25 protein-coding genes are annotated in these 19,124 nt (G+C 63.9%); 9 read left to right on the forward strand and 16 right to left on the reverse strand.

The window, feature by feature from the left end:
* Window positions 1-45: 45 nt before the first annotated feature.
* Window positions 46-519: a carboxymuconolactone decarboxylase family protein gene (locus tag CCC_RS01940; protein ID WP_041039513.1), complete on the forward strand. Its 474-nt coding sequence runs from the start codon at window positions 46-48 to the stop codon at window positions 517-519.
* 155 nt (window positions 520-674) lie between these two features.
* Here the strand turns inward: CCC_RS01940 and CCC_RS01945 are convergent, their stop codons facing one another.
* The 5 genes from CCC_RS01945 to CCC_RS01965 form a co-directional block, all read right to left on the reverse strand.
* Window positions 675-1,949: an MFS transporter gene (locus CCC_RS01945; RefSeq protein WP_009869442.1), complete on the reverse strand. Its 1,275-nt coding sequence runs from the start codon at window positions 1,947-1,949 to the stop codon at window positions 675-677.
* The gene (locus CCC_RS01950) at window positions 1,946-2,488 is read right to left on the reverse strand and encodes an RNA polymerase sigma factor (protein WP_009869441.1); all 543 of its coding nucleotides are present in this window, start codon (window positions 2,486-2,488) and stop codon (window positions 1,946-1,948) included. The genes CCC_RS01945 and CCC_RS01950 overlap by 4 nt, the downstream gene beginning before the upstream one ends.
* An 87-nt stretch (window positions 2,489-2,575) precedes the next feature.
* Window positions 2,576-3,763: a GntT/GntP/DsdX family permease gene (locus CCC_RS01955; protein WP_041039515.1), complete on the reverse strand. Its 1,188-nt coding sequence runs from the start codon at window positions 3,761-3,763 to the stop codon at window positions 2,576-2,578.
* A 71-nt stretch (window positions 3,764-3,834) separates the two neighbouring features.
* Window positions 3,835-4,632: an arsenite methyltransferase gene (locus CCC_RS01960; RefSeq protein WP_041039517.1), complete on the reverse strand. Its 798-nt coding sequence runs from the start codon at window positions 4,630-4,632 to the stop codon at window positions 3,835-3,837.
* Window positions 4,633-4,644: 12 nt separating this feature from the next.
* On the reverse strand, window positions 4,645-4,944 hold the full coding sequence (locus CCC_RS01965; RefSeq protein WP_009869438.1) for an ArsR/SmtB family transcription factor: 300 nt from the start codon (window positions 4,942-4,944) through the stop codon (window positions 4,645-4,647).
* Between the two features lie 134 nt (window positions 4,945-5,078).
* Between CCC_RS01965 and CCC_RS01970 the strand changes: the two genes are divergently transcribed.
* Window positions 5,079-5,480, forward strand: coding sequence for a winged helix-turn-helix domain-containing protein (locus CCC_RS01970; RefSeq protein ID WP_009869437.1), 402 nt, complete (start codon window positions 5,079-5,081; stop codon window positions 5,478-5,480).
* Between the two features lie 122 nt (window positions 5,481-5,602).
* On the forward strand, window positions 5,603-6,388 hold the full coding sequence (locus CCC_RS01975) for a sulfite exporter TauE/SafE family protein (RefSeq protein WP_009869436.1): 786 nt from the start codon (window positions 5,603-5,605) through the stop codon (window positions 6,386-6,388).
* A 17-nt stretch (window positions 6,389-6,405) separates the two neighbouring features.
* Here the strand turns inward: CCC_RS01975 and CCC_RS01980 are convergent, their stop codons facing one another.
* Window positions 6,406-7,248: a hypothetical protein gene (locus tag CCC_RS01980; RefSeq protein ID WP_041039519.1), complete on the reverse strand. Its 843-nt coding sequence runs from the start codon at window positions 7,246-7,248 to the stop codon at window positions 6,406-6,408.
* 147 nt (window positions 7,249-7,395) lie between these two features.
* Here CCC_RS01980 and CCC_RS01985 point away from each other — a divergent pair, with 147 nt between their 5' ends.
* The 6 genes from CCC_RS01985 to CCC_RS02010 all read left to right on the forward strand — a co-directional run bounded on the left by CCC_RS01985 (window position 7,396) and on the right by CCC_RS02010 (window position 12,593).
* Window positions 7,396-7,746 (forward strand): ArsR/SmtB family transcription factor, encoded by a 351-nt coding sequence (locus CCC_RS01985; protein ID WP_009869434.1) that lies wholly within the window; start codon window positions 7,396-7,398, stop codon window positions 7,744-7,746.
* 18 nt (window positions 7,747-7,764) lie between these two features.
* The gene (locus CCC_RS01990) at window positions 7,765-8,730 is read left to right on the forward strand and encodes a permease (RefSeq protein WP_009869433.1); all 966 of its coding nucleotides are present in this window, start codon (window positions 7,765-7,767) and stop codon (window positions 8,728-8,730) included.
* Between the two features lie 15 nt (window positions 8,731-8,745).
* On the forward strand, window positions 8,746-8,982 hold the full coding sequence (locus tag CCC_RS01995; RefSeq protein ID WP_009869432.1) for a thioredoxin family protein: 237 nt from the start codon (window positions 8,746-8,748) through the stop codon (window positions 8,980-8,982).
* 70 nt (window positions 8,983-9,052) lie between these two features.
* Entirely contained in the window at window positions 9,053-10,237 is a 1,185-nt protein-coding gene (locus tag CCC_RS02000; protein ID WP_009869431.1) for a thiolase family protein, read from the forward strand.
* A 71-nt stretch (window positions 10,238-10,308) separates the two neighbouring features.
* Window positions 10,309-11,238, forward strand: a complete 930-nt coding sequence (locus tag CCC_RS02005; protein WP_009869430.1) for a cation diffusion facilitator family transporter — start codon at window positions 10,309-10,311, stop codon at window positions 11,236-11,238.
* 17 nt (window positions 11,239-11,255) lie between these two features.
* On the forward strand, window positions 11,256-12,593 hold the full coding sequence (locus CCC_RS02010; RefSeq protein WP_041039521.1) for a TAXI family TRAP transporter solute-binding subunit: 1,338 nt from the start codon (window positions 11,256-11,258) through the stop codon (window positions 12,591-12,593).
* 85 nt (window positions 12,594-12,678) lie between these two features.
* Here the strand turns inward: CCC_RS02010 and CCC_RS22015 are convergent, their stop codons facing one another.
* The 10 genes from CCC_RS22015 to CCC_RS22365 form a co-directional block, all read right to left on the reverse strand.
* Entirely contained in the window at window positions 12,679-13,092 is a 414-nt protein-coding gene (locus CCC_RS22015; protein WP_152619674.1) for a hypothetical protein, read from the reverse strand.
* Complete coding sequence (locus tag CCC_RS02020) at window positions 13,073-13,522, reverse strand: rhodanese-like domain-containing protein (protein ID WP_009869427.1); 450 nt, start codon at window positions 13,520-13,522, stop codon at window positions 13,073-13,075. Before CCC_RS02020 ends, CCC_RS22015 begins: the two co-directional genes overlap by 20 nt.
* 80 nt (window positions 13,523-13,602) lie before the next feature.
* Window positions 13,603-15,333, reverse strand: a complete 1,731-nt coding sequence (arsA, locus tag CCC_RS02025) for an arsenical pump-driving ATPase (RefSeq protein ID WP_009869426.1) — start codon at window positions 15,331-15,333, stop codon at window positions 13,603-13,605.
* A 10-nt stretch (window positions 15,334-15,343) separates the two neighbouring features.
* The gene (gene arsD, locus CCC_RS02030; RefSeq protein ID WP_041039523.1) at window positions 15,344-15,712 is read right to left on the reverse strand and encodes an arsenite efflux transporter metallochaperone ArsD; all 369 of its coding nucleotides are present in this window, start codon (window positions 15,710-15,712) and stop codon (window positions 15,344-15,346) included.
* A gap of 11 nt (window positions 15,713-15,723) precedes the next feature.
* Window positions 15,724-16,158: an arsenate reductase (glutaredoxin) gene (gene arsC / locus CCC_RS02035; protein WP_041039525.1), complete on the reverse strand. Its 435-nt coding sequence runs from the start codon at window positions 16,156-16,158 to the stop codon at window positions 15,724-15,726.
* 5 nt (window positions 16,159-16,163) lie between these two features.
* Window positions 16,164-17,186, reverse strand: coding sequence for an ACR3 family arsenite efflux transporter (gene arsB, locus CCC_RS02040; protein WP_041039542.1), 1,023 nt, complete (start codon window positions 17,184-17,186; stop codon window positions 16,164-16,166).
* 35 nt (window positions 17,187-17,221) lie between these two features.
* Window positions 17,222-17,680 (reverse strand): arsenate reductase ArsC, encoded by a 459-nt coding sequence (locus CCC_RS02045; protein ID WP_009869422.1) that lies wholly within the window; start codon window positions 17,678-17,680, stop codon window positions 17,222-17,224.
* 22 nt (window positions 17,681-17,702) lie between these two features.
* Entirely contained in the window at window positions 17,703-18,203 is a 501-nt protein-coding gene (locus CCC_RS02050; RefSeq protein ID WP_009869421.1) for an arsenate reductase ArsC, read from the reverse strand.
* On the reverse strand, window positions 18,200-18,616 hold the full coding sequence (locus CCC_RS02055) for an ArsR/SmtB family transcription factor (RefSeq protein WP_009869420.1): 417 nt from the start codon (window positions 18,614-18,616) through the stop codon (window positions 18,200-18,202). The genes CCC_RS02050 and CCC_RS02055 overlap by 4 nt, the downstream gene beginning before the upstream one ends.
* 327 nt (window positions 18,617-18,943) lie before the next feature.
* On the reverse strand, window positions 18,944-19,124 hold a 181-nt coding region (locus tag CCC_RS22365; protein ID WP_160295500.1), incomplete at its 5' end, for a hypothetical protein.

Genomic DNA, 19,124 nt, shown 5'->3' on the forward strand with positions numbered 1-19,124 from the left:
GCACCTTCCGTCCAATGCACATCACGACTAGTGCTGGAGGAAGCCATGACCATGACGACTTTGGAAAAGGAACTGGTGGCGCTCGCCATCTCGGTGGCGGCGGGATGCCGCCCCTGTGTCACCCATCATCTGGTGGAGGTCCGCAAAGCGGGGGGAGACGACGATTCCATCGTCAAGGCGGTGGGCGGCGCGGTTTGCGTGCGGAACTCCGCCGGCGACGGAATGCGGCGGCACGCCCTTGGACTCGACCCGGCGAAAAAAGAATGCGGCTGCACCGCCTCCGATCCCCTGACCGAGTTAATCGCTCTGGGAGCGGCGCTGGCGGTCAATTGCACCGCCGAGACCGACAAGCATCTGACGGCGGCCCGCTCCCTCGGTGTTGCCCAGGATCAGCTGGACGAGGTCTTTGCGCTGGCCGCCATGATCCGCACCAAGGCCATCGGCCATGCCGAGGCCCGGCTGGGCGGCGCCGGCCAGGGCAATTGGGGCGAGCCCCCGAAAGCGGCACGCTGCTGCTGATCTCTGACGGAAGCTCAAGGGGCGGCATCTTCGGATGCCGCCCCTCTTTTATTGGCAGAACACCATGCCCGACAGCAGCAGATCGGCCTGCGGCAGCCGGTAGACGGACCAAGCCAGGACCAGGACGGCCATGCCCAGTCCAAACCCGACGATCCTCACGCCGCCGCTTTGGCAGGCTCGGCCGCCTCTTCCCGGATGGGCAGGTTCAGCAGGGCGGCCAGCAGGCTGAGACCGATAGCCACCATCCAGGCGCCGTCATAGGAGCCCAGGCGGTCATAGAGAACTCCGCCCAGCCAGCCGCCGAGAAAGGCGCCCAACTGGTGGGCGAGGAAGACCACGCCACCCAGCATGGACATGTTGCGCACCCCGAACAGGGCGGCGACGGTGCCGTTGGTCAGCGGCACGGTGGACAGCCAGACCAGCCCCATGGCGGCGCCGAAGGCATAGGCGCTCCACTCGCTGACCGGCAGGAAGGCGAAGCCGGCGATGATCCCCGCCCGCGCCAGATAGAGCCAGGACAGCAGCATGGGCTTGCGCCACTTGGTTCCCCACAGCCCGGCATAATAGGTGCCGGGAATGTTGAGCAGGCCGATCAGGGCCAGGACGGTGGAACCGATTCCCGCCGTCAAGCCCTTGTCGGACAGGAAGGCGGGCACATGGGTGGCAATGAACACCACCTGGAAGCCACAGACGAAGAAGCCCAGCGCCAATAGTTGAAAGCCCCGGTGGCGCAAGGCCTGCCGGATGGCTTGCCCTGCGCTCATCTCTGCGCCCTGGGACGGGGCGTGTCCGTTCTCCATCAGCGACACCGCCAGCGGCGCCATGACCAGGGAGAGAACAGCCATGGCGACCAGCGCCCCCGACCAGCCCAGCACCCCGATACCGGACAGGGCGCCGGGCAGCATGACGAACTGACCGAAGGCGGCGCCACCCATGGCGAGACCCAGGGCCAGACTGCGCTTTTCCGGGCTGGTGGCGCGGGTGACGGCGCCCAGCACCAGGGGATAGGTGGTGCCCGACAGGCCGAGTCCGACCAGCAATCCGGTGCCGAGGATGAAGGCCGTCTCGCCCTGGGGCAGCGCCATCACCAGCAGGCCGACCACATAGAGGGCGGTGCCCACGATGATCATCCGCCCGGCGCCGATCCGGTCAGCCAGCAGGCCGGCGAAAGGCTGGGACAGACCCCAAACCAGATTCTGGAGCGCGATGGCGAAGCCGAACGCCTCGCGGCTCCAACCGCCAGCCTCGGTCACCGGCTGCAGGAACAGGCCGAAGGAGTGACGCACACCCAGCGAGATGGCCAGGATGGCCGAGGCACAGATGAGAATGGCAAGCGGGCTGTGCCCGGCGGCGGGACGGGTCATGGTCTTCTCCGGTCGCTCGGTGGGGAGGATATCAGGCATGGGGATTTCCAGGCGATCGAGGCTCATGGGGCACCCCCGTCGCGGGGCGTGCAGGGAATGGCGTCTCGTCCGAAATCCAGGCGGCATTGCCCGGCCAGCCGCCCCCGCAGCGCGATCCGCGCCCGATGCAGCAGCACACGGGCATTGCCCTCGGAGATGCCCAATGCCAGGGCGACCTCGGCATGGTCGGCCTCGGCCATGTCATGCAGGATCAGGACGTCGCGCAGACGTTCCGGCAGTGCCATGATATGAGTGGTGATGCAGGCACCCATCTCACCTTGCATCAGGACCATATCGGCGTCCTCCCCTTCGCCGGGCAAGGCCGTCAGGGCATCTTCGTCCAATTCGGTCTCGGTGCGGGTGGCGGGACGGCGGTAATGGTCGCGCAGCACATTGAGCGCGATGGCCGACAGCCAGGTCAGGGGCTTGGCACGCCCGGAGAATCCGGCGGATGAGGTCAAGGCCCGCACCAGGGTGTCCTGGACGATATCGTCGGCAAGGTCGGCATTGCCGGTCAATCTCAGGACGAAACGCCTGAGATCGGTCCGGTAGGCGGCAAGATCCATATGGGTCACGGTGACGGCCCTCCTGTTCTCCAAACGGGCACGAAGCCCTTCCCTTGTTGGACGAGCCACCGGGTGAAAATGTTACGGTCAGACCAATCCGACAGCACCCAAGGCGTAGAGCACGGCAAGACCGGTCGCGGCCTGAAGGGCGGCCCCGCCGACCATGGTCGCCAGAGCGGAGGATTCCGCGTCTTTCACCAGGGCGTCGCTGCGAACCAGCCAGTAGAAACTGTCAGTAGGCAGGATGGCGAAGGACCCCAGGCAGATGGCGAAGACCGCCGCTTCCGGCGAGATCCCCGACCCGACCACCAGTGGCGCCAGGATCGGGGTGACGGTGGCGAAGGTGGCTGTCGCCGCGCCGTAGACCAGCTTGAAGATCATGGTGGCGATGAACAGCACCAGCAGCACGCCGATGCTGGCGATCATGGGCTGCAACATCTGCTTCAGGGGCAAAGCATTGCTCAGCATGGAGCCGAAGGCACTGGCCGCGCCGATGACCAGCAACAGCCCAGCGGTCCGGCGCATGGCGGCATCCAGGCACTCCCGGCGTCCCTCCGGCCTAGTCTCCATCAGCGCCACCGCCGCCGCGATGATCAGCGCCCCCTTGGGGCGGGTGAGGAAGCCGACCACCGGCAAAGCCGAGAAATCGCCAACGGACCCGACCAGCAGCAGCCCCCCAAGGACCGCAAGCGGCGCCAGCGGGCAGATGGAGGACCAGGATAAGCCGCCCCCCACCATGCCGTCGGCTTCCAGAGGCTTCGCCGTCCGATAGCGGGCCCAGACCTCCCCCGCCAACCAGACCGGCCCGATCAGCAGCAATCCCACCACGAACAGGGATGAACTGTTCACCCCCAGTCCGGTGGCGACGATCAACGGCCCGGCGGGAAACAGCAGGCGATAGCCCGCCTGGCTGCCGAACGCCACCGAGAGCTTGCGGCGCTCCGCCACCGACGCCAGGGTGGCATAGGCGGTGTCGGGGCAAACCATCCCGGCGGCGGTAATAGGGGAGATGGTGGCGGCGATACGGTCGGCGCCGTTCAACTGCTGCCGCGCCATGCAGGCGGCCAGCACGAAGGACGGCAGCAGGATCAGGGCGAAATCCCCGAGAATCCGGCCAAACCCACTGCTGAAGGCACGAACGACCTCCACCCCGTTGAGGCCGCTCGCCAGCCCGATCACCAGGGCCAGCAGAACCAGCCAAACCGGTTGGGGAAGATTGAGGCCGCTCCACCGGGGGGCGGCCTGGGATGGGTTACCTGCGGTCGAGGATGTCATGACAGGTCTCCAGTAACTCATAATTCTAGAAATATGGAAACAATGGACGCGCCTTCGCCCTCAGCCACCCGTCAAACCAGGGGCCGACGGGCCTCGATGGTGGCCGAGGCGACGTAATCCTCGATTCCCAGGCCCGGCGCCCAGTTGGCGATCAGCTCGCGGCTTTCCGGCTTGGGCTCGATCCGGATGTCGGTGAATCCGGCCTGCTCCAACCAGTTGGACAGCTCCGCCACCGTGGCGGCGCCGGCGGCGCATCCGGTCAGCAATTCCTTCATGGCGGCCAGTTCCGGTGGAAGGGGGCGCAGCATGACCACGTCGGAGATGGCCACCCGGCCGCCGGGCTTCAGCACCCGGAAGGCATCGTTCAGGACGGCGGGCTTGTCCGGCGACAGGTTGATGACGCAGTTGGAAATGACCACGTCGGCGGTGTTGTCGGCGATGGGCAGGTGTTCGATCTCGCCCAGGCGAAACTCCACATTGGCCAACCCCAGCTTGGCGGCATTGGCCCGCGCCTTGGCCAGCATCTCGTGGGTCATGTCGACGCCGATCACCCGCCCGCTCTCGCCCACCTGCCGAACGGCAAGGAAGGCATCGAAGCCAGCGCCGCTGCCCAGATCGACCACCACCTCGCCCGGCCGCATGGCGGCGATGGCCTGGGGATTGCCGCAGCCGAGCCCCAGATTGGCGCCGTCCCCCGCAGCGGCAAGGTCGGACTCGTCATAGCCCATGCGCTTGGCCAGGGTGTCGGCATCGGGCGCCGGGCCGCAGCAGGAAGACGGAACTGCTGGCGAGCAGCAGGACGAGGATGCTCCGGCGGCAATGGCGCCATAGCGGCTTCGCACCAAGTCACGAATCTGATCGGGGGTCATGGTTCAAACTCCTCAGGAGCAGCAGGGATCGCGCGAACAGCAATTCTCGGTGAGATAACCAACCACCGCCCGCATGCGTCCGTATTCAGCGGAATAGATCAGCGAGCGCCCCTCGCGCCGCACCAAAACCAGTCCGGCGTTCTTCAGGTGCGACAGATGAAACGACAGGGTATTGGGGGTGATCGCCAACTCCTCGGCGATCTGCCCGGCCGGCATCCCCGCCGGTCCGGCGGTCACCAGCAGGCGGAAGACCCGCAGGCGCGAGTCCTGGGCCAGGGCAGAAAGGGCGGCGATGATGTCTATTTTTTCCATAATTCGAGATATATGGAATCATTTAGTGCCTGTCAAGCTCCGCCCATCGGACAAGAGACAGGAGGCACATTTCATTGCAAAATCATGCTTGGCATTCGGCTGCCTGGTAAGCCGAACGGGAATCGAGCGGGATCATGCTGAAACTTCGGGTCAAACTGTGTTCATTCGCCGCGCTGGGGCCGGGCAAAGCCAATCTGCTGGAAGCCGTCGACCGCTGCGGCTCCATCACCGCCGCCGCCAAAGACCAGGGCATGTCCTATCGCCGGGCCTGGATGCTGATCGACGAAATGAACCGCGCCTTCCGCGAACCCGTGGTGGGCGCCGCCGCAGGCGGCCGGACCGGCGGCAGGGCCGAGGTTTCCGAACTGGGCCGGGAGGTTCTGGCCATCTACCGCGAGGTTCAGCAACTCGCCGAGACGGCGGTCTCCGAGCCGTTGCAGCGGCTGGAAAATCTGGTCGCCGATAGTCCCGAACCACCTCCTGCCGGAACCGCCCCCGGGTCGGGGCGTCATCGCCCCCTCCGCGACGACGATTAACCTCTCGGCGTCATATCCGCAAAGGAACGACGGTCGTTGTAATCGCCCATGCATGACGCTATAAGACAAGCGTTATGCACGGGCGGCTACGACGGTTGTCCCTGAACCTTGGTGGATAGGCAATGCGCGAGAACCGACTTGCTGCATTCGGAGGTGGTGCCGTCATCGGCACCCTTGGTGGGCTGATCGGCCTTGGCGGCGCGGAATTTCGCCTGCCTCTGCTGATCGGCTCGTTCCGCTTCGCCGCCCTGGAGGCGGTCATCCTCAACAAGGCCATGAGTCTGGTGGTGGTGGCCGCCGCCCTGGTGTTCCGAACCCGCATCATCTCCATCGAGACGGTGGTCTCCCACGGGGACATCATCATCAACATCCTGGCGGGCAGCATGGCCGGAGCGTGGTTCGGGGCGGGCTGGGCCATGCGCCTCAAATCCGATGGGCTGTACCGTATCATTGCCGTGCTGCTGGTCATCATCGCCGGGGCGCTGCTGTTCGGCCACGACGCCACCGGCCAAGGCGTGCCGTTGTTCTCTGGTACGGTTCAGATCGTTGCCGGTGTCCTGGCAGGCTTCGCCATCGGCATTGTCGCCTCGCTGCTGGGAGTCGCCGGGGGTGAATTGCTGATCCCCACCCTGGTATTGCTGTTCGGCCTCGACATCAAGCTGGCGGGCAGCCTGTCGCTGGCGATCAGTCTGCCGACCATGATTGTCGGCTTCTCCCGCTACACCCAGGATGCCAGCTTCGCCGTTCTGGGACGCAACCGCACCTTCATGGTGGTGATGGCCGCCGGATCGCTGGCGGGAGCCTTCATCGGGGGGATGTTGTTGGGAATGGCGCCCAGCGCCATCCTGCTGCCGCTGCTGGCAGCGATGCTGATGATTTCCGCTGTGAAGGTCTGGCGGCACGGATAAGACCGGCCCTGGGCGGGTTACGGCAGGGATATCGCGGCCCGGCTCAGTTCCTCGAACCCAGCGGCGGCTTCGCCTGCCGGTTTGGTGGCCGGTTGGCGGCCATAGAGCAAGCGCGCCTCCACCGCCACGGTTCCGTCACGGCCCGGAGCCTCGATCTCCACCACGGTGGCCCGATCCGGGGCCAAGGAGTGGTCTTGCCACCCGCTCCCGTCATTCCGCCATCCGAAACGCTGACGCTCGATCCAGACAGTCCTTCCATTGGGATCGAGGCCGCGCAGAACCAGCCACACTGCCCGTCCGGTTGTTCCACCCGGCAGGCCATGGCCGGCGAGATGGCGGATCGAGGCGATGAGCCGTTCGTCCGCCAAGGCCAGTTGAACGGTCGCCACATTTTGCAGAAAGGCCGGATCGCTGGCGCCGCGAAAGGCGTGATGCCCCTGGCCCGCCTCCAAATGGCAATCGAGGCAGGTGATGCCGCTTCGGGCGGCATTGGAGCCCTTGAACATCCGCACCGTCGACTCGCCGGGAGCGTCATGGCACCGGCCGCAGGCATCGGGGATCGCCACCGAGGCAAAGGGATGTTCTCCGCCGCCATGGCAATCCCGGCAGGCGACCCCCAAACGCCCCGACGGGGCATGGCAGGCGAGGCAGGCCTTGTCTGAATTGGCCTCGGCCCATTCCTTCTGGAAGGCGGGCGTGGCGGCCGACCGGGCCATGGCGGTTTTGGCAAATTCTTCGGCCTGGGCGCGATGGCATGGGGCGCAGTCCTCGTCGGCCTGGGCTGGCACTCCCGCCAGAACGACCACCACGATCACCCAAATCGCGCGGACCAGAATCGTCAGGTGTTCCAGGTGTGGCATCCGGTCCACCAGAGTTTGGGATACGGAAAGTGTATCAAGCCAGCCTCACCATTTCAGCCACATCATGAGCATCCCACGGAACTGCCATGCGTCAACGCCCGCGCTTATTCCTTAGTAAGAATATGCTTGTGATGGCATATTTATGAAATGGAATACGCAACCAACATCTTCTTCGCCCTCTCCGACCCGATCCGCTTGCGCGGTTTGGCGCTCATGGCCAAGGAGGGCGAACTTTGCGTCTGCGAACTGACCCACGCCCTCCAGGCCGGTCAGCCTCAGATCTCCAAGCACATGGCCACTCTTCGCGATGCGGGTCTGGTCAAGGATCGCCGGGATGCCCAGTGGGTTCTCTACTCCCTTGCCTCCGACGCTCCGCAATGGGTCCAAGACGCCGTGGCGGCCGCGGTGAAGGGAATTTCCGAGGATCGACGGCATGCCGACGATGTTGGGCGACTGAAGTCCATGACGACCCGCCCACCCCGCGAGCGCGTCGCTTGATTACGGAAGGCGAAAGCCATGTTCGAGATTTTCACCCGCCTTGCCGACTGGACCATCACCGACGTCCTTGCGCTTGAACCGGGAACCAAGCTGGCGGACGCGGTCCACTTCTTTGTCGAGGACACCACCAAGATCTTTGTCCTGCTGGTGGTCATCGTTTTCGTCATGGGCCTGTTTCGCACCATGCTGTCGCCGGAAAAAGTCCGGGGATATATCGAAGGCACGTCGCGCGGCATCGGCTATATCCTGGCCGTGATCCTGGGGGCGGTCACCCCATTCTGCTCCTGCTCGTCGGTGCCGCTGTTCATCGGCTTCCTCGAAGGTGGCATTCCGGTGGGCGTCACCATGGCGTTCCTGATCACCTCGCCGCTGGTCAACGAGGTGGCCGTGGTTATTCTCGGCTCCATCATGGGCTGGAAGATGACCACGGTCTATGTGGTGACCGGCATGAGCGTCGGCATCCTGGGCGGTATCCTCATCGACCGCTTCCATATGGAGCGCTGGGTCGAGGACTATGTCTGGAAGATCCGCATGGGAACCATGGCTCAGGCCGAAGTGGACGGCTCCGTGACCGGGCGGGTCCGCTACGCCTGGGGCGAGGTCAGGGACATCGTCGGACGCATCTGGCTCTACATCATCATCGGCGTCGGCATTGGTTCCGCCCTTCATGGCTATGTGCCGCAGGAGCTGTTCGCCCAATATGCCTCGGCCGACAACCCGTTCGCCGTGCCGGTCGCGGTGCTGATGGGGCTGCCGCTCTATTCCAACGCCACCGGCATCATTCCGGTCGCCGAAGCGCTGATCGCCAAGGGCGTTCCCATCGGCACCGTGATCGCCTTCATGATGAGCGTGGTCGGTGTTTCACCACCAGAGTTCATCATGCTGCGCAAGGTGTTGAAGCCGCAAATGCTGATCTTCTTCGGCGTGTTCCTGACCATCTCCTTCATGATGGTCGGCTACCTGCTGAACCTGATTTTTGCCTGACCTAAGGAGGACATCATGAAATCGTTCAAAGTGCTGGGATCGGGCTGCAAGAACTGCATCACCACCGCCAAACTGATCGAGGACAAGGCCCGAGCGCTGGGCGTCGCGGTCGAAATCGAGAAAGTCACCGACATGGCCGCCATCCTGGGCTTCGGCGTCATGAGCACGCCGGGCGTGGTGCTGGACGGCAAGGTTGTTCATGCGGGGGGAATTCCGCAACCGGACAAGGTTACCGGGTGGCTGGAAGGCTGAAATGCCGCCGCTGATCGGTTGAACGAGGTCTGGCGAAGCTCCGCCATCCCTCCGAACGAAGGAGGTTTCCATGGCTAAGCGTGAAATCGTGATCTGCAATGCGGTCAGAACCGCAATCGGGACCTTCGGCGGTTCGCTGAAGACTATTCCCGCCAGCGATCTGGGGGGCGCCGCCATCAAGGCGGTACTGGAGCGATCCGGCATCGACGGCAGGGATATTGGAACCGTTGTGATGGGCAATGTGGTGCAGGCAGGAGGCAAGATGAACCCGGCCCGCCAAGCGGGGATCCTCGGCGGACTGCCCGTTGAAGTCCCCGCCATGACGGTGAACCGGGTCTGTGGATCCGGCGCCCAGGCAATCGCTTCCGCCGCCCAGGAAGTCATGCTCGGCTTCGTGGACGCTGCCATTGCCGGCGGCATGGAGAACATGGACCTCGCCCCCTATCTGCTGACCGGCACGCGTTGGGGGCAGCGTCTCGGCGATGGTCAGATCTTCGACAGCGTCCTGCGCGACGGCTTGAATGACGCCTTCTCGGGACAACATTCCGGCTGGCACACCGAGGACTTGGTCAAGGAGATGAATATCAGCAGGGAAGACCAAGACCGTTGGGCCGAACGATCACAAAGAAGCTTCTCTGCCGCCCAGGCTGCGGGGCTGTTCTCAGCCGAGATCGCACCCGTCGAGATTCAGGGCCGCAAGGGGCCGACCGTTTTCGATAAGGATGAACACAATCGTCCCGATACGAGGTTCGAATCTCTCGCCAAGTTGAAGCCCGCCTTCCGGCCCGACGGCACCATCACCGCCGGCAGCGCTCCTGGCCTGAACAGTGGTGCCGCCGCCATGATCGTCGCGGACCGCGCCTGGGCCGAACGGCATGGTCTTGTGCCCATGGCCCGTCTGCTGTCCTACGGCATTGGGGCGGTGGAGCCCGGTATGTTCGGCCTCGGCCCCGTTCCGGCCGTCCGCCAAGCACTGGAGCGGGCGAGATGGAGTTGCGCCGATATCGAACGCATCGAAATCAACGAAGCCTTCGCGGCTATCGCCATTGCGGTTATGCGGCAACTAGGGCTCTCCGAGGATAGAGTGAACGTCGAAGGTGGCGCCATCGCCCATGGGCATCCGATCGGAGCGTCCGGCGCAGTCCTGACCACCCGCCTGATACACTCCATGCGCCGGGACGGCCTGCGCCGCGGTGTGGTCACCCTGTGCATCGGGGGCGGACAGGGAATCTCCCTGGCGCTCGAAACCTGCTGATTCCACCAGGCTGGCTGGAGTCGCCCAAGACGATGACTCCGGCCATGCCCTCAACGGAAAGAATGCCTTCCATGGATATCCAGCATGGCGTCGAACCGAAGGACCATGGACACTCCCACGCGACCGCCCCTGACAACGAAGGTCGGGTGCTGTGGGCCTTGCTGCTGACCGGTGGCTTTCTGTTGGCCGAGGTGATCGGCGGCATCCTGTCCGGCTCCCTCGCCCTGCTGGCCGATGCCGGCCACATGCTGACCGACACCGCGGCCCTGGGATTGTCCTTTGCCGCCTTCCGTGCCAGCCGCCGTCCCGCGACCGGGCGACACTCCTATGGCATGCACCGCTTCCAGGTCCTGGCAGCCTTCATCAACGGCGCGATGCTGATCGGAATCGCGGCGTGGATCTTTATCGAAGCCCTGCAGCGGATATTTCAGCCCGTCGAGGTGCTCGCCGGTCCCATGATGGTGGTCGCCATACTGGGGCTGGCGGTCAACGTGGCAGCCTTTTTCATCCTGCATGGCGGCGATCAGGACAATATCAACATGCGCGGCGCCGCATTGCATGTGCTGGGCGACCTGCTCGGCTCGGTGGCGGCCATCGTGGCGGCGGGTGTTATTCTGTGGACCGGATGGATGCCCATCGACCCGATCCTGTCGGTGCTGGTTGCCCTGCTGATCGTCAGAAGCGCCTGGCGGTTGGTCGCGGGCTCGGCCCATGTGCTGATGGAAGGCGCACCCGATGGCATCGATGTGGACGAACTGCGCCACGACCTGATGGCACAAGTCCCCGGTGTCACGGACATTCACCACGTTCACCTTTGGATGCTGACCCCGACACAGCCGTTGATCACCTTGCATGCGACCGTCAGCGGAACAGCCGATGACGGGACTCTGCTCCGGGCTCTCCAGACGGCTCTGGCCGAGCGTTTCGACCTGCACCACACGACGATCCAGATCGAGAGCGAAAGCTGCTGCACCGACAGAACTGCCTGCGCGATGGAGTAAGGGAAGGATTAAGCCTGATGGAGAATACGGGGGCATCTGTGAACAGAGCGAGACGCCAACGGCTGATCGTCGCCGGAATTGGTTTTTGCACCCTCATCCTTCTTGCCATCGCCACCGCCGGATTCTTCTATTACCAGCAGCCCGCCCGCCTGAGAATTGCCGTCGGACCACCGGGCAGCAATGATGAGCAGTTGGTCACCGGCATCGCCCACAGACTCAACGCCAATGGCGCATCCGTCCGATTAGCGGTGGTCACGGTCGAAACCCCGGCTGAAGTGGCCAAGGCATTTGAACGTGGAGACGCCGACGCCGCCGTATTGCGAAGTGACTTTCCAGCCCCACAAGCAGCTCGATCCGTCGCCTTGTTTCATCGCAATGTCGTGTTATTGGCCACACCGTCAGGCAGCAAGATCAAGAGCATTCCCGACCTTGCCGGCAAAACCATCGGAGTGGTCGGACGCCCCGGAATTAACGACGGCATCCTGGAAGCCATTCTCCGGCAATATGCGATCCCGGCAAGCGCGGTGCGCACGCTGACGTTACGGTCAACGGAAATCGGCCAAGCGGTCCAAGGCAAGCAGGTTGACATTGTGCTGGCCGTCGGGCCCCTCAATGGCCGCGCCGTAACCGAGACGGTGGCAGCACTCACGGGTAATCGGCGCCGCCCCACATTTCTTGAAATCCCCGATGCGACCGCCATCGCGGCAAGGCTGCCAGGGTTTGAAACCAGCGAGATCATTGCCGGTATGTTCGGCGGAAACCCGCCACAACCCGCCGCCACGATCACAACCCTCGGCTTCCGTCATCATCTGGTAGTTCGGCAGGACTTGCGGGACGGCATCGTCGGCGAGTTCGTCCGCCTCATTTTCGATATGCGCCCAAGCCTCATGCTCGACTTTCCCGCAGCGGACCGGATCGAGGCATTGGATACCGAAAAAGGCGGAAAAATTCCTGGCCATCCAGGAGCCATCGCCTATTACGACGGCAGCGAGCGCACGTTCTTCGACATATACGGCGATCAGATATATTTCGCCATCATCGCCCTGAGTATCGTCGGGTCGACCATCGGGTGGGTGATCCGCTTGGCGCTGCCGGCCAAGCGAAAGTCCAGCCTGAGGCAATTCGAACTGCTGATGGCGCTGTCAAGAATGGCTCCCCACGCAACCACCATCGAACATTTGAACGACCTCGACCTCCAAGCCGAAGCCATCTACGCAAATGCCCTGCAACAGACCGAAAGCGGCTCGGTTGATGAGGCCCAGTTGATGGTATTTTCCCTGGCTGTGGAAAATCTCCGCCAGGCAACGGCCCTGCGCCGCACAAATCTATCCGCCCTTGCAGGCGTCCCGCGATAACATGACGGATACCGCAGAGAGCTTCATTGCAGGTGCCGGAACTCTTCAATCGGTCCCGAAGATAGAACATGGGGGCAGGACTGAGTCACTTGCGGAAGAAACAGACCCAGCCATCGGCAGAGCCATCACTGGCCGGCGAACAGCTGACCGGTGTTTCCTCCAGCCCCGATTGGGCAGATGGCGGCATGATGGTCATATGGAAGGAGCGGCAATTGCCGACGTCCACCGATGCGCGGCGGATAAGGAAGTTCTTGTGGGTGACCTCGGGCTGGACGGCGCCACAGCTTGTCGGCATCCACTCGACCAGATCGTTGAGGGCCTCGCCCAGCTCCTGGGCCATGCCGCCTTTCGGGTAGCCTTGTAACTGCCGCACATAGGCTCCGACCGCAAGGCCGTTGGCGGGAAGTGGATAGTCGCAGGTTCCGGCAATGGCTCCGAGTGGAAACCCGAGCAAGACCGCTATGGCGACGGCAAGAACCTTAACAGGACGGGCAGGCATCGGTCGGCAATCCCCTCTTGATCCAGCCGGGGCCGCTGTCATTTCCCATCACCCCTTCCTTAATGTTCACCACATTGGTGAACCCCTTCGCCAGAAGGAGCTTCTGGGCCTGGGTCGAGCGGTTTCCCACCCTGCAGATGAGGCCGATCGGACGTGACTTGTCACCGCCAGCCGCGCCCAGAACCTTTTCAAGAAACGCCGCCGGGCCCTCAGGGTCGTGGACATTGATGCGCCTGGCCTCTGCCGGCACCCCCGTCTGTCGCCATTCCTCCGGGGTGCGTAGATCGATCAGCAGCAGTTTACCCTCGGTGAGCATGGCATTTGCGTCCACCGCAGAAATGACGCTCTCCTGCGCCACCACCGGGCTTGCGAGCAGCAGGAGGGCGGCAATGGCGATTAAACGCATGGAGTGGGCGAATGGGAAGCGCATGGGCTGCCTCGCGCTGAAATTACTTATTGAATGCCTAATATAGAAGAGTGCCGGGAAAAAGACATGATCTTCGGCACCTGTCAGTCTTTGGCAACCGCCACCGCGTCCCCCATCCAGGGGATCAGGGCCGTCCGCACCGACAACGTGGCCACCACCCGCTCGATGAACGGAACCTCGTATTTTCCCCGCTGCGCCAACAGCGGATCGGTGGTCCCGCTGGCCAGCAGGCTTTGATTGATCACCCAGGCGAAGGGCGTGATGCCCGCGCGGGCCAGATCGGCCTGAAGGCGCTCGGCCTCGTGCACCGGGGTGGCCTCGGCCAGGGTGACGATGATGGTCTTGGTGAAGGCCGGGTCGCGCAGCCGGGGCAGCAGCGAGCGCACCGCGTCCGGCATCTCGGCCTGGGTGCGCAGGACTTCGCGGTGATAGGCTTCGGCGGCATCCAGCAGCAGGATGGTATGGCCGGTGGGCGCGGTGTCCAGAATGACGAAGCGGTCCTTGCCCTCGTCTACGGTGCGGGAGAAGGCGCGAAACACCGCGATTTCCTCGGTGCAGGGCGAGCGCAAATCCTCTTCCAGCATGGCGCGACCAGCCACATCAAGGTCGCCACCCGCCTTGGCCAGAACCTCATCGCGGTAATCGGCGACTTCGCGTTCCGGGTCGATGCGGGTAACGGTCAGGCCAGGAACCTTGCCCTCAACCGCGTCCTGAACGTGGGCGGCGGGGTCGGTGGTCGACAAGGTCACCTGATGGCCTTGGCGTGCCAGGGCAATGGCGATGGCGGCAGCGACGCTGGTCTTGCCGACACCGCCCTTGCCCATGGTCATCACGACGCCATGACCGCTGGCGGCGATCTCGGCCACCAGGACGTCCAATCCACCGGGCAGGGCGATCTGGGGCATGGGCTCGAAGGCAGGCGGGCTGGTCAGTCGGCTGGCGGCCATGGCCCGAAGCGAGTCGAGCCCCACCGTCCCCCTGGGGAGGAACAGCGTGTCGGTGCGGGGCAGCCGAGCCAGTTCTGCAGGCATTCCGGCCAGGGCATGGCGGCCTCGCGCCGTCATGGCATCGGCGATGGCGTCACCCGGTTTAGCGGCGGTGAAAACGCCGTTGAGGGCGAGGCGCAGATTGCTGACGCCCAGTTCGGCCAGTTCGCCCCTGGTGCGCTCGGCCTCGCGCAGCGCCGAGTGTTCTGGGCGACTGACCAGCACCAGGGTGGTGGCCTTGGGATCGGCCAGTTGGGCGACGGTGGCGGCATACAGCGCCTTTTGCTTCTCAAGGCCCGCCAGCGGCCCCAGGCAGGAGGCGCCGCCGGTGGAGGACGCGATGAACTCGGTCCAGGCCGACGGCAGGGTCAGCAGCCGCAGGGTATGGCCGGTGGGTGCCGTGTCGAAGATGACGTGGTCGAACGCAGCCGTGGCCGCTGGATCGCCCAGCAGCTTGGCGAACTCGTCGAAGGCGGCGATCTCCACCGTGCAGGCGCCGGAGAACTGCTCCTCCATGCTGGCGATGGCAGCGGCGGGTAAGATGCCGCGATAGGGTCCGACCATCCGCTCCTTGTAATCATGCGCGGCTGCCTCGGGGTCGATATTCAAGGCGAACAGGCCGGACGCGCCGGGAATGGCAGTGGGAGTCTGGCTCAGCGCCGCCCCCAGCACCTCGTCCAGGTTGGACGCAGGATCGGTGCTGACGATCAACACCCGCTTGCCGGCCTCGGCCAAAGCCAGGCCGGTGGCGCAGGACAGCGAGGTCTTGCCGACGCCGCCCTTGCCGGTGAAGAACAGGATGCGGGTATCGACCTGGGGCAGGCTCATGACATTGTCCTTAGCAGCACCCGGATTTGGGCGAGCAGCACGAGGAACCATCGGCCTTGACGGTGATGCGCGACTTGGCGGTCAGGCCGAGCTTGGCCGCCAGTTGGTCGCGCGACAGATGAACACCGGTCGAGACAATATGGCCGTCCACGGCGATGATCGGCAGGCGGTCCATACCGGCTTCCATCTCCTTGAGCACCAATGGATTGGCGGCGAAGGCCTGGGGCTCGGTGCCCAGGTTATAGCGCTGGACGGTGATGCCCTGCTCGGCCACCCATTTCAGATCGGCGGCGAAGGCCACCAGGGCCGGATCGACCTCGGGACCGCACACGCCTGTCGAGCAGCACATGGCGGGGTCATAGACTTCGAGCTTTGTCATGATGGTCTCTCCTAAAAAAGGCGCTTTCCCTGCTCATCCACCACCTTTTCTCCGTCCTCCTTGGTGAAGGCACCGTTCTGGGGCTGGGGCAGAATGTCGAGAACCACCTCGGACGGGCGGCAGAGCTTGACGCCCAGGGGCGTGACCACGATGGGGCGATTAACCAAGATGGGGTGGTCCATCATGGCGTCAAGCAGCTGATCGTCGGTCAACGCAAGATTGTCCAATCCCAGATCGGCATAGGGCGTGCCCTTCTTGCGCAGAAGGTCGCGGACGGCGATGCCCATGCCCGCGATCAGCCCCACCAGTTCGTCTCGCGTGGGCGGAGTCAGCAGGTACTCGATCACCCGGGGCTCCGCGCCGGAATTGCGGATCAGCCCCAGCGTGTTGCGCGACGTGCCGCAGGCGGGGTTGTGATAGATGGTGATGGTGGATTGGTTGCTCATCGTGTTCACACCTTGGCTTCGTACCAGTCCTTGCTGGCATTGACGATCTTGACCACCGACAACATCACCGGCACCTCGATCAGCACACCGACCACCGTGGCCAGCGCCGCACCGGACTGGAATCCGAATAGGGAAATGGCGGCGGCGACCGCCAGTTCGAAGAAGTTGCTGGCACCGATCAAGGCGGCCGGCCCGGCGACGCAATGGGCGACGCCCAGCCTCTTGCTCAGCAGGTAAGCGAAACCGGAATTGAAATAGACCTGGATGGTGATCGGCACCGCCAGCATGAGAATGACCAGCGGCTGGGCGATGATCTGCTCACCCTGGAAGCCGAACAGCAGGACCAGGGTGGTCAGCAGGGCCAGCAGCGACAGCGGCCCCAGCTTGGCCAGGGTCGCGGCCAGGGCTTGCTGCCCTCGGGCCAGCAGGGCCTTGCGCCAGAGTTGCGCCACGATCACCGGCACCACGATGTACAGAACCACCGACAGCAACAAGGTGTCCCACGGCACGGTGATGGAGGACAGGCCCAGCAGCAGCCCGACGATGGGAGCAAAGGCAAAGACCATGATCAGGTCGTTGAGCGCCACCTGGGACAGAGTGAAATGGGGCTCGCCCTTGGTCAGGTTGGACCACACGAACACCATGGCGGTGCAGGGCGCGGCGGCCAGCAGGATCAACCCGGCGATATAGGAATCGATCTGGTCGGCGGGCAGATAGGGCTTGAACAGATGGCTGACGAAGATCCAGCCCAGCAGCGCCATGGAGAACGGCTTGACGCCCCAGTTGATGAACAGGGTGACGCCGATGCCCTTCCAATGCTCCTTGACCTGATGCAGCGCCCCGAAATCGATCTTCAGCAGCATGGGGATGATCATCAGCCAGATCAGCACCGCCACCGGCAGATTGACCTGGGCCAGTTCCATGCGGCCGATGGCGTGGAACGGTCCCGGCAGCCAGTGCCCCAGCGCCACGCCAGCCACGATGCAGAGCCCCACCCAGAGGGTGAGGAAACGCTCGAACAGGTTCATGGCGGGCTTGGCGCCCACTTCGCATTGAACGGACATCAGACCTCTCCCGCCCGATCCGGGCCCAGTTCGATCAGACGCCGAACCTTGGCTTCGATCATGGAATAGACCTTGCGGAACTCGGCCAGTTGCTCCTCGTGGCTGCCCTTGGCGTCGGCCGGGTCGGGAAAGCCCAGATGGACCTTGGACGGATGGCCCGGCCAGATGGGGCAGATCTCACCGGCCGCGTTGTCGCAGACGGTGATGACCAGATCCATCTTAGGCGCATCGGGCAGGGCGAATTCGTCCCAGGATTTGGAACGGTAGCCCTCGGTGGAATGCCCCTTCTCCGCCAGGATTTCCAGTGAGAAGGGGTTGACCCGGCCCACCGGCTTGGACCCGGCGCTATAGGCCTTCCACTTGCCGCCGCCGAGATCGTTGATCAGGGCTTCGCCCAATACGGAACGGGCCGAATTACCGGTACAGAGAACCAGAACTTTGATGATGGAATCGCTCATGGATATTGCCTTGTCGCGTCGGTCAGGTACGGGGCTTGCCGATATCGTCCAGATGCTTTTGCAGCGACAGACGGTCGAGGGACTGAATCGGCAAGGCGGAGAAGATGCTGATGCGGTTGTTCAGCATGCGCATCACGTCGGCGGTCAACGCCGCCTTCTCGACGGCGCTGCCCTCGAATCCGGCGGGATCGGGCACGCCCCAATGGGCGGTCATGGGCTGCCCCGGCCACACGGGGCAGACCTCTCCGGCGGCGTTGTCGCAAACGGTGAAGACGAAATCCAGCTCCGGCGCACCCGGCCGGGCGAACTCCTCCCACGATTTCGATCGGAAGGCATCGGTGGGGAAGTTCAGCTTCTTCAGCAAATTGAGAACCGTCGGGTCGATATGGCCCTTGGGCTGGCTGCCGGCGCTGAACGCCTTGAACTTGGTGCCGCCCTCACGGTTGAGAATGGCTTCGGCCATGATGGAACGCGCCGAATTGCCGGTGCACAGAAACAGGACGTTATAGGTCTTCTCGCTCATGGCGGTCCCCCACAGCAGGTAGATTGGGCCTGAGCATTCGAAAACAGTGCCGCCCGGCCTTGGTCGCACAGGACCTGGACCGGAACCGCGTTGACCAGCGCCAGAACGCGGCGATCCTCCGCCGTGGTGGGGTCATCCTTCATGGACGCTCCCACCAGATCGAGGAAGGATCGGGCATAGGCGTTGAAGTCGCGTTCGGCCAGCCGGTAGTAGACCCACTTGCCGTCCCGGCGCTGCTGGAGCAGTCCGGCGGTCTTCAGCGCGGCCAGATGCTTGGAAACGGTGGCGGGCGCAAGGTCCAGCACCGTGGTGATCTGGCAGACGCAGAGCTCGCCGTTTTCCAGCAGCTTCAGGATACGAACCCGGCTGGGGTCGGCGACGGCTTTGGCGACAGTTTCGAATGTCTCAAGCATGGGGGAACGCTACCGTCAATTTGCTGAATGGTAAAATGATACATTCATGACGGAGCCAAGGCAATAGCCGATTAGGCTTCAGATTCATCGGTTAAGCACCAATAGTCTATGTAGATGATTGATTTTCAAGGGGAGAAGGTTCTCCGCCAGCCCCCTTCCCTCCGCCACCGCCTTGAAAACCAAGGGTTTTCGCCGTTTTACCCTCCGGCACTTCTGGCATTCCGAGGCCATTGTGCCCCACCTTTGTGCCTCAAGACAATGCCACGAATTAGGTCGGTCACGCTGCTTCGCGTGAGCGCCTAGCCGCCTCCCTTTGCAAGCGTGACCCTACCATGTCGGCCCTACCGCCGGTCTGACGCTGATGGCCGGGCCGTAATACTCCACCAGCACCGTGCTGGGATGGTCCGCCGTCGCCTCCTGGACGATCCGCGCCCACAGGGCATGCCCGGCATCCATCACCGGCGCCAGCATGGCGGCGGCGCAGGACGGGATGTGCCCGACCGGCGCC

The organism is Paramagnetospirillum magnetotacticum MS-1 (genome assembly GCF_000829825.1).
GTDB classification, from domain to species: Bacteria; Pseudomonadota; Alphaproteobacteria; order Rhodospirillales; family Magnetospirillaceae; genus Phaeospirillum; species Phaeospirillum magnetotacticum.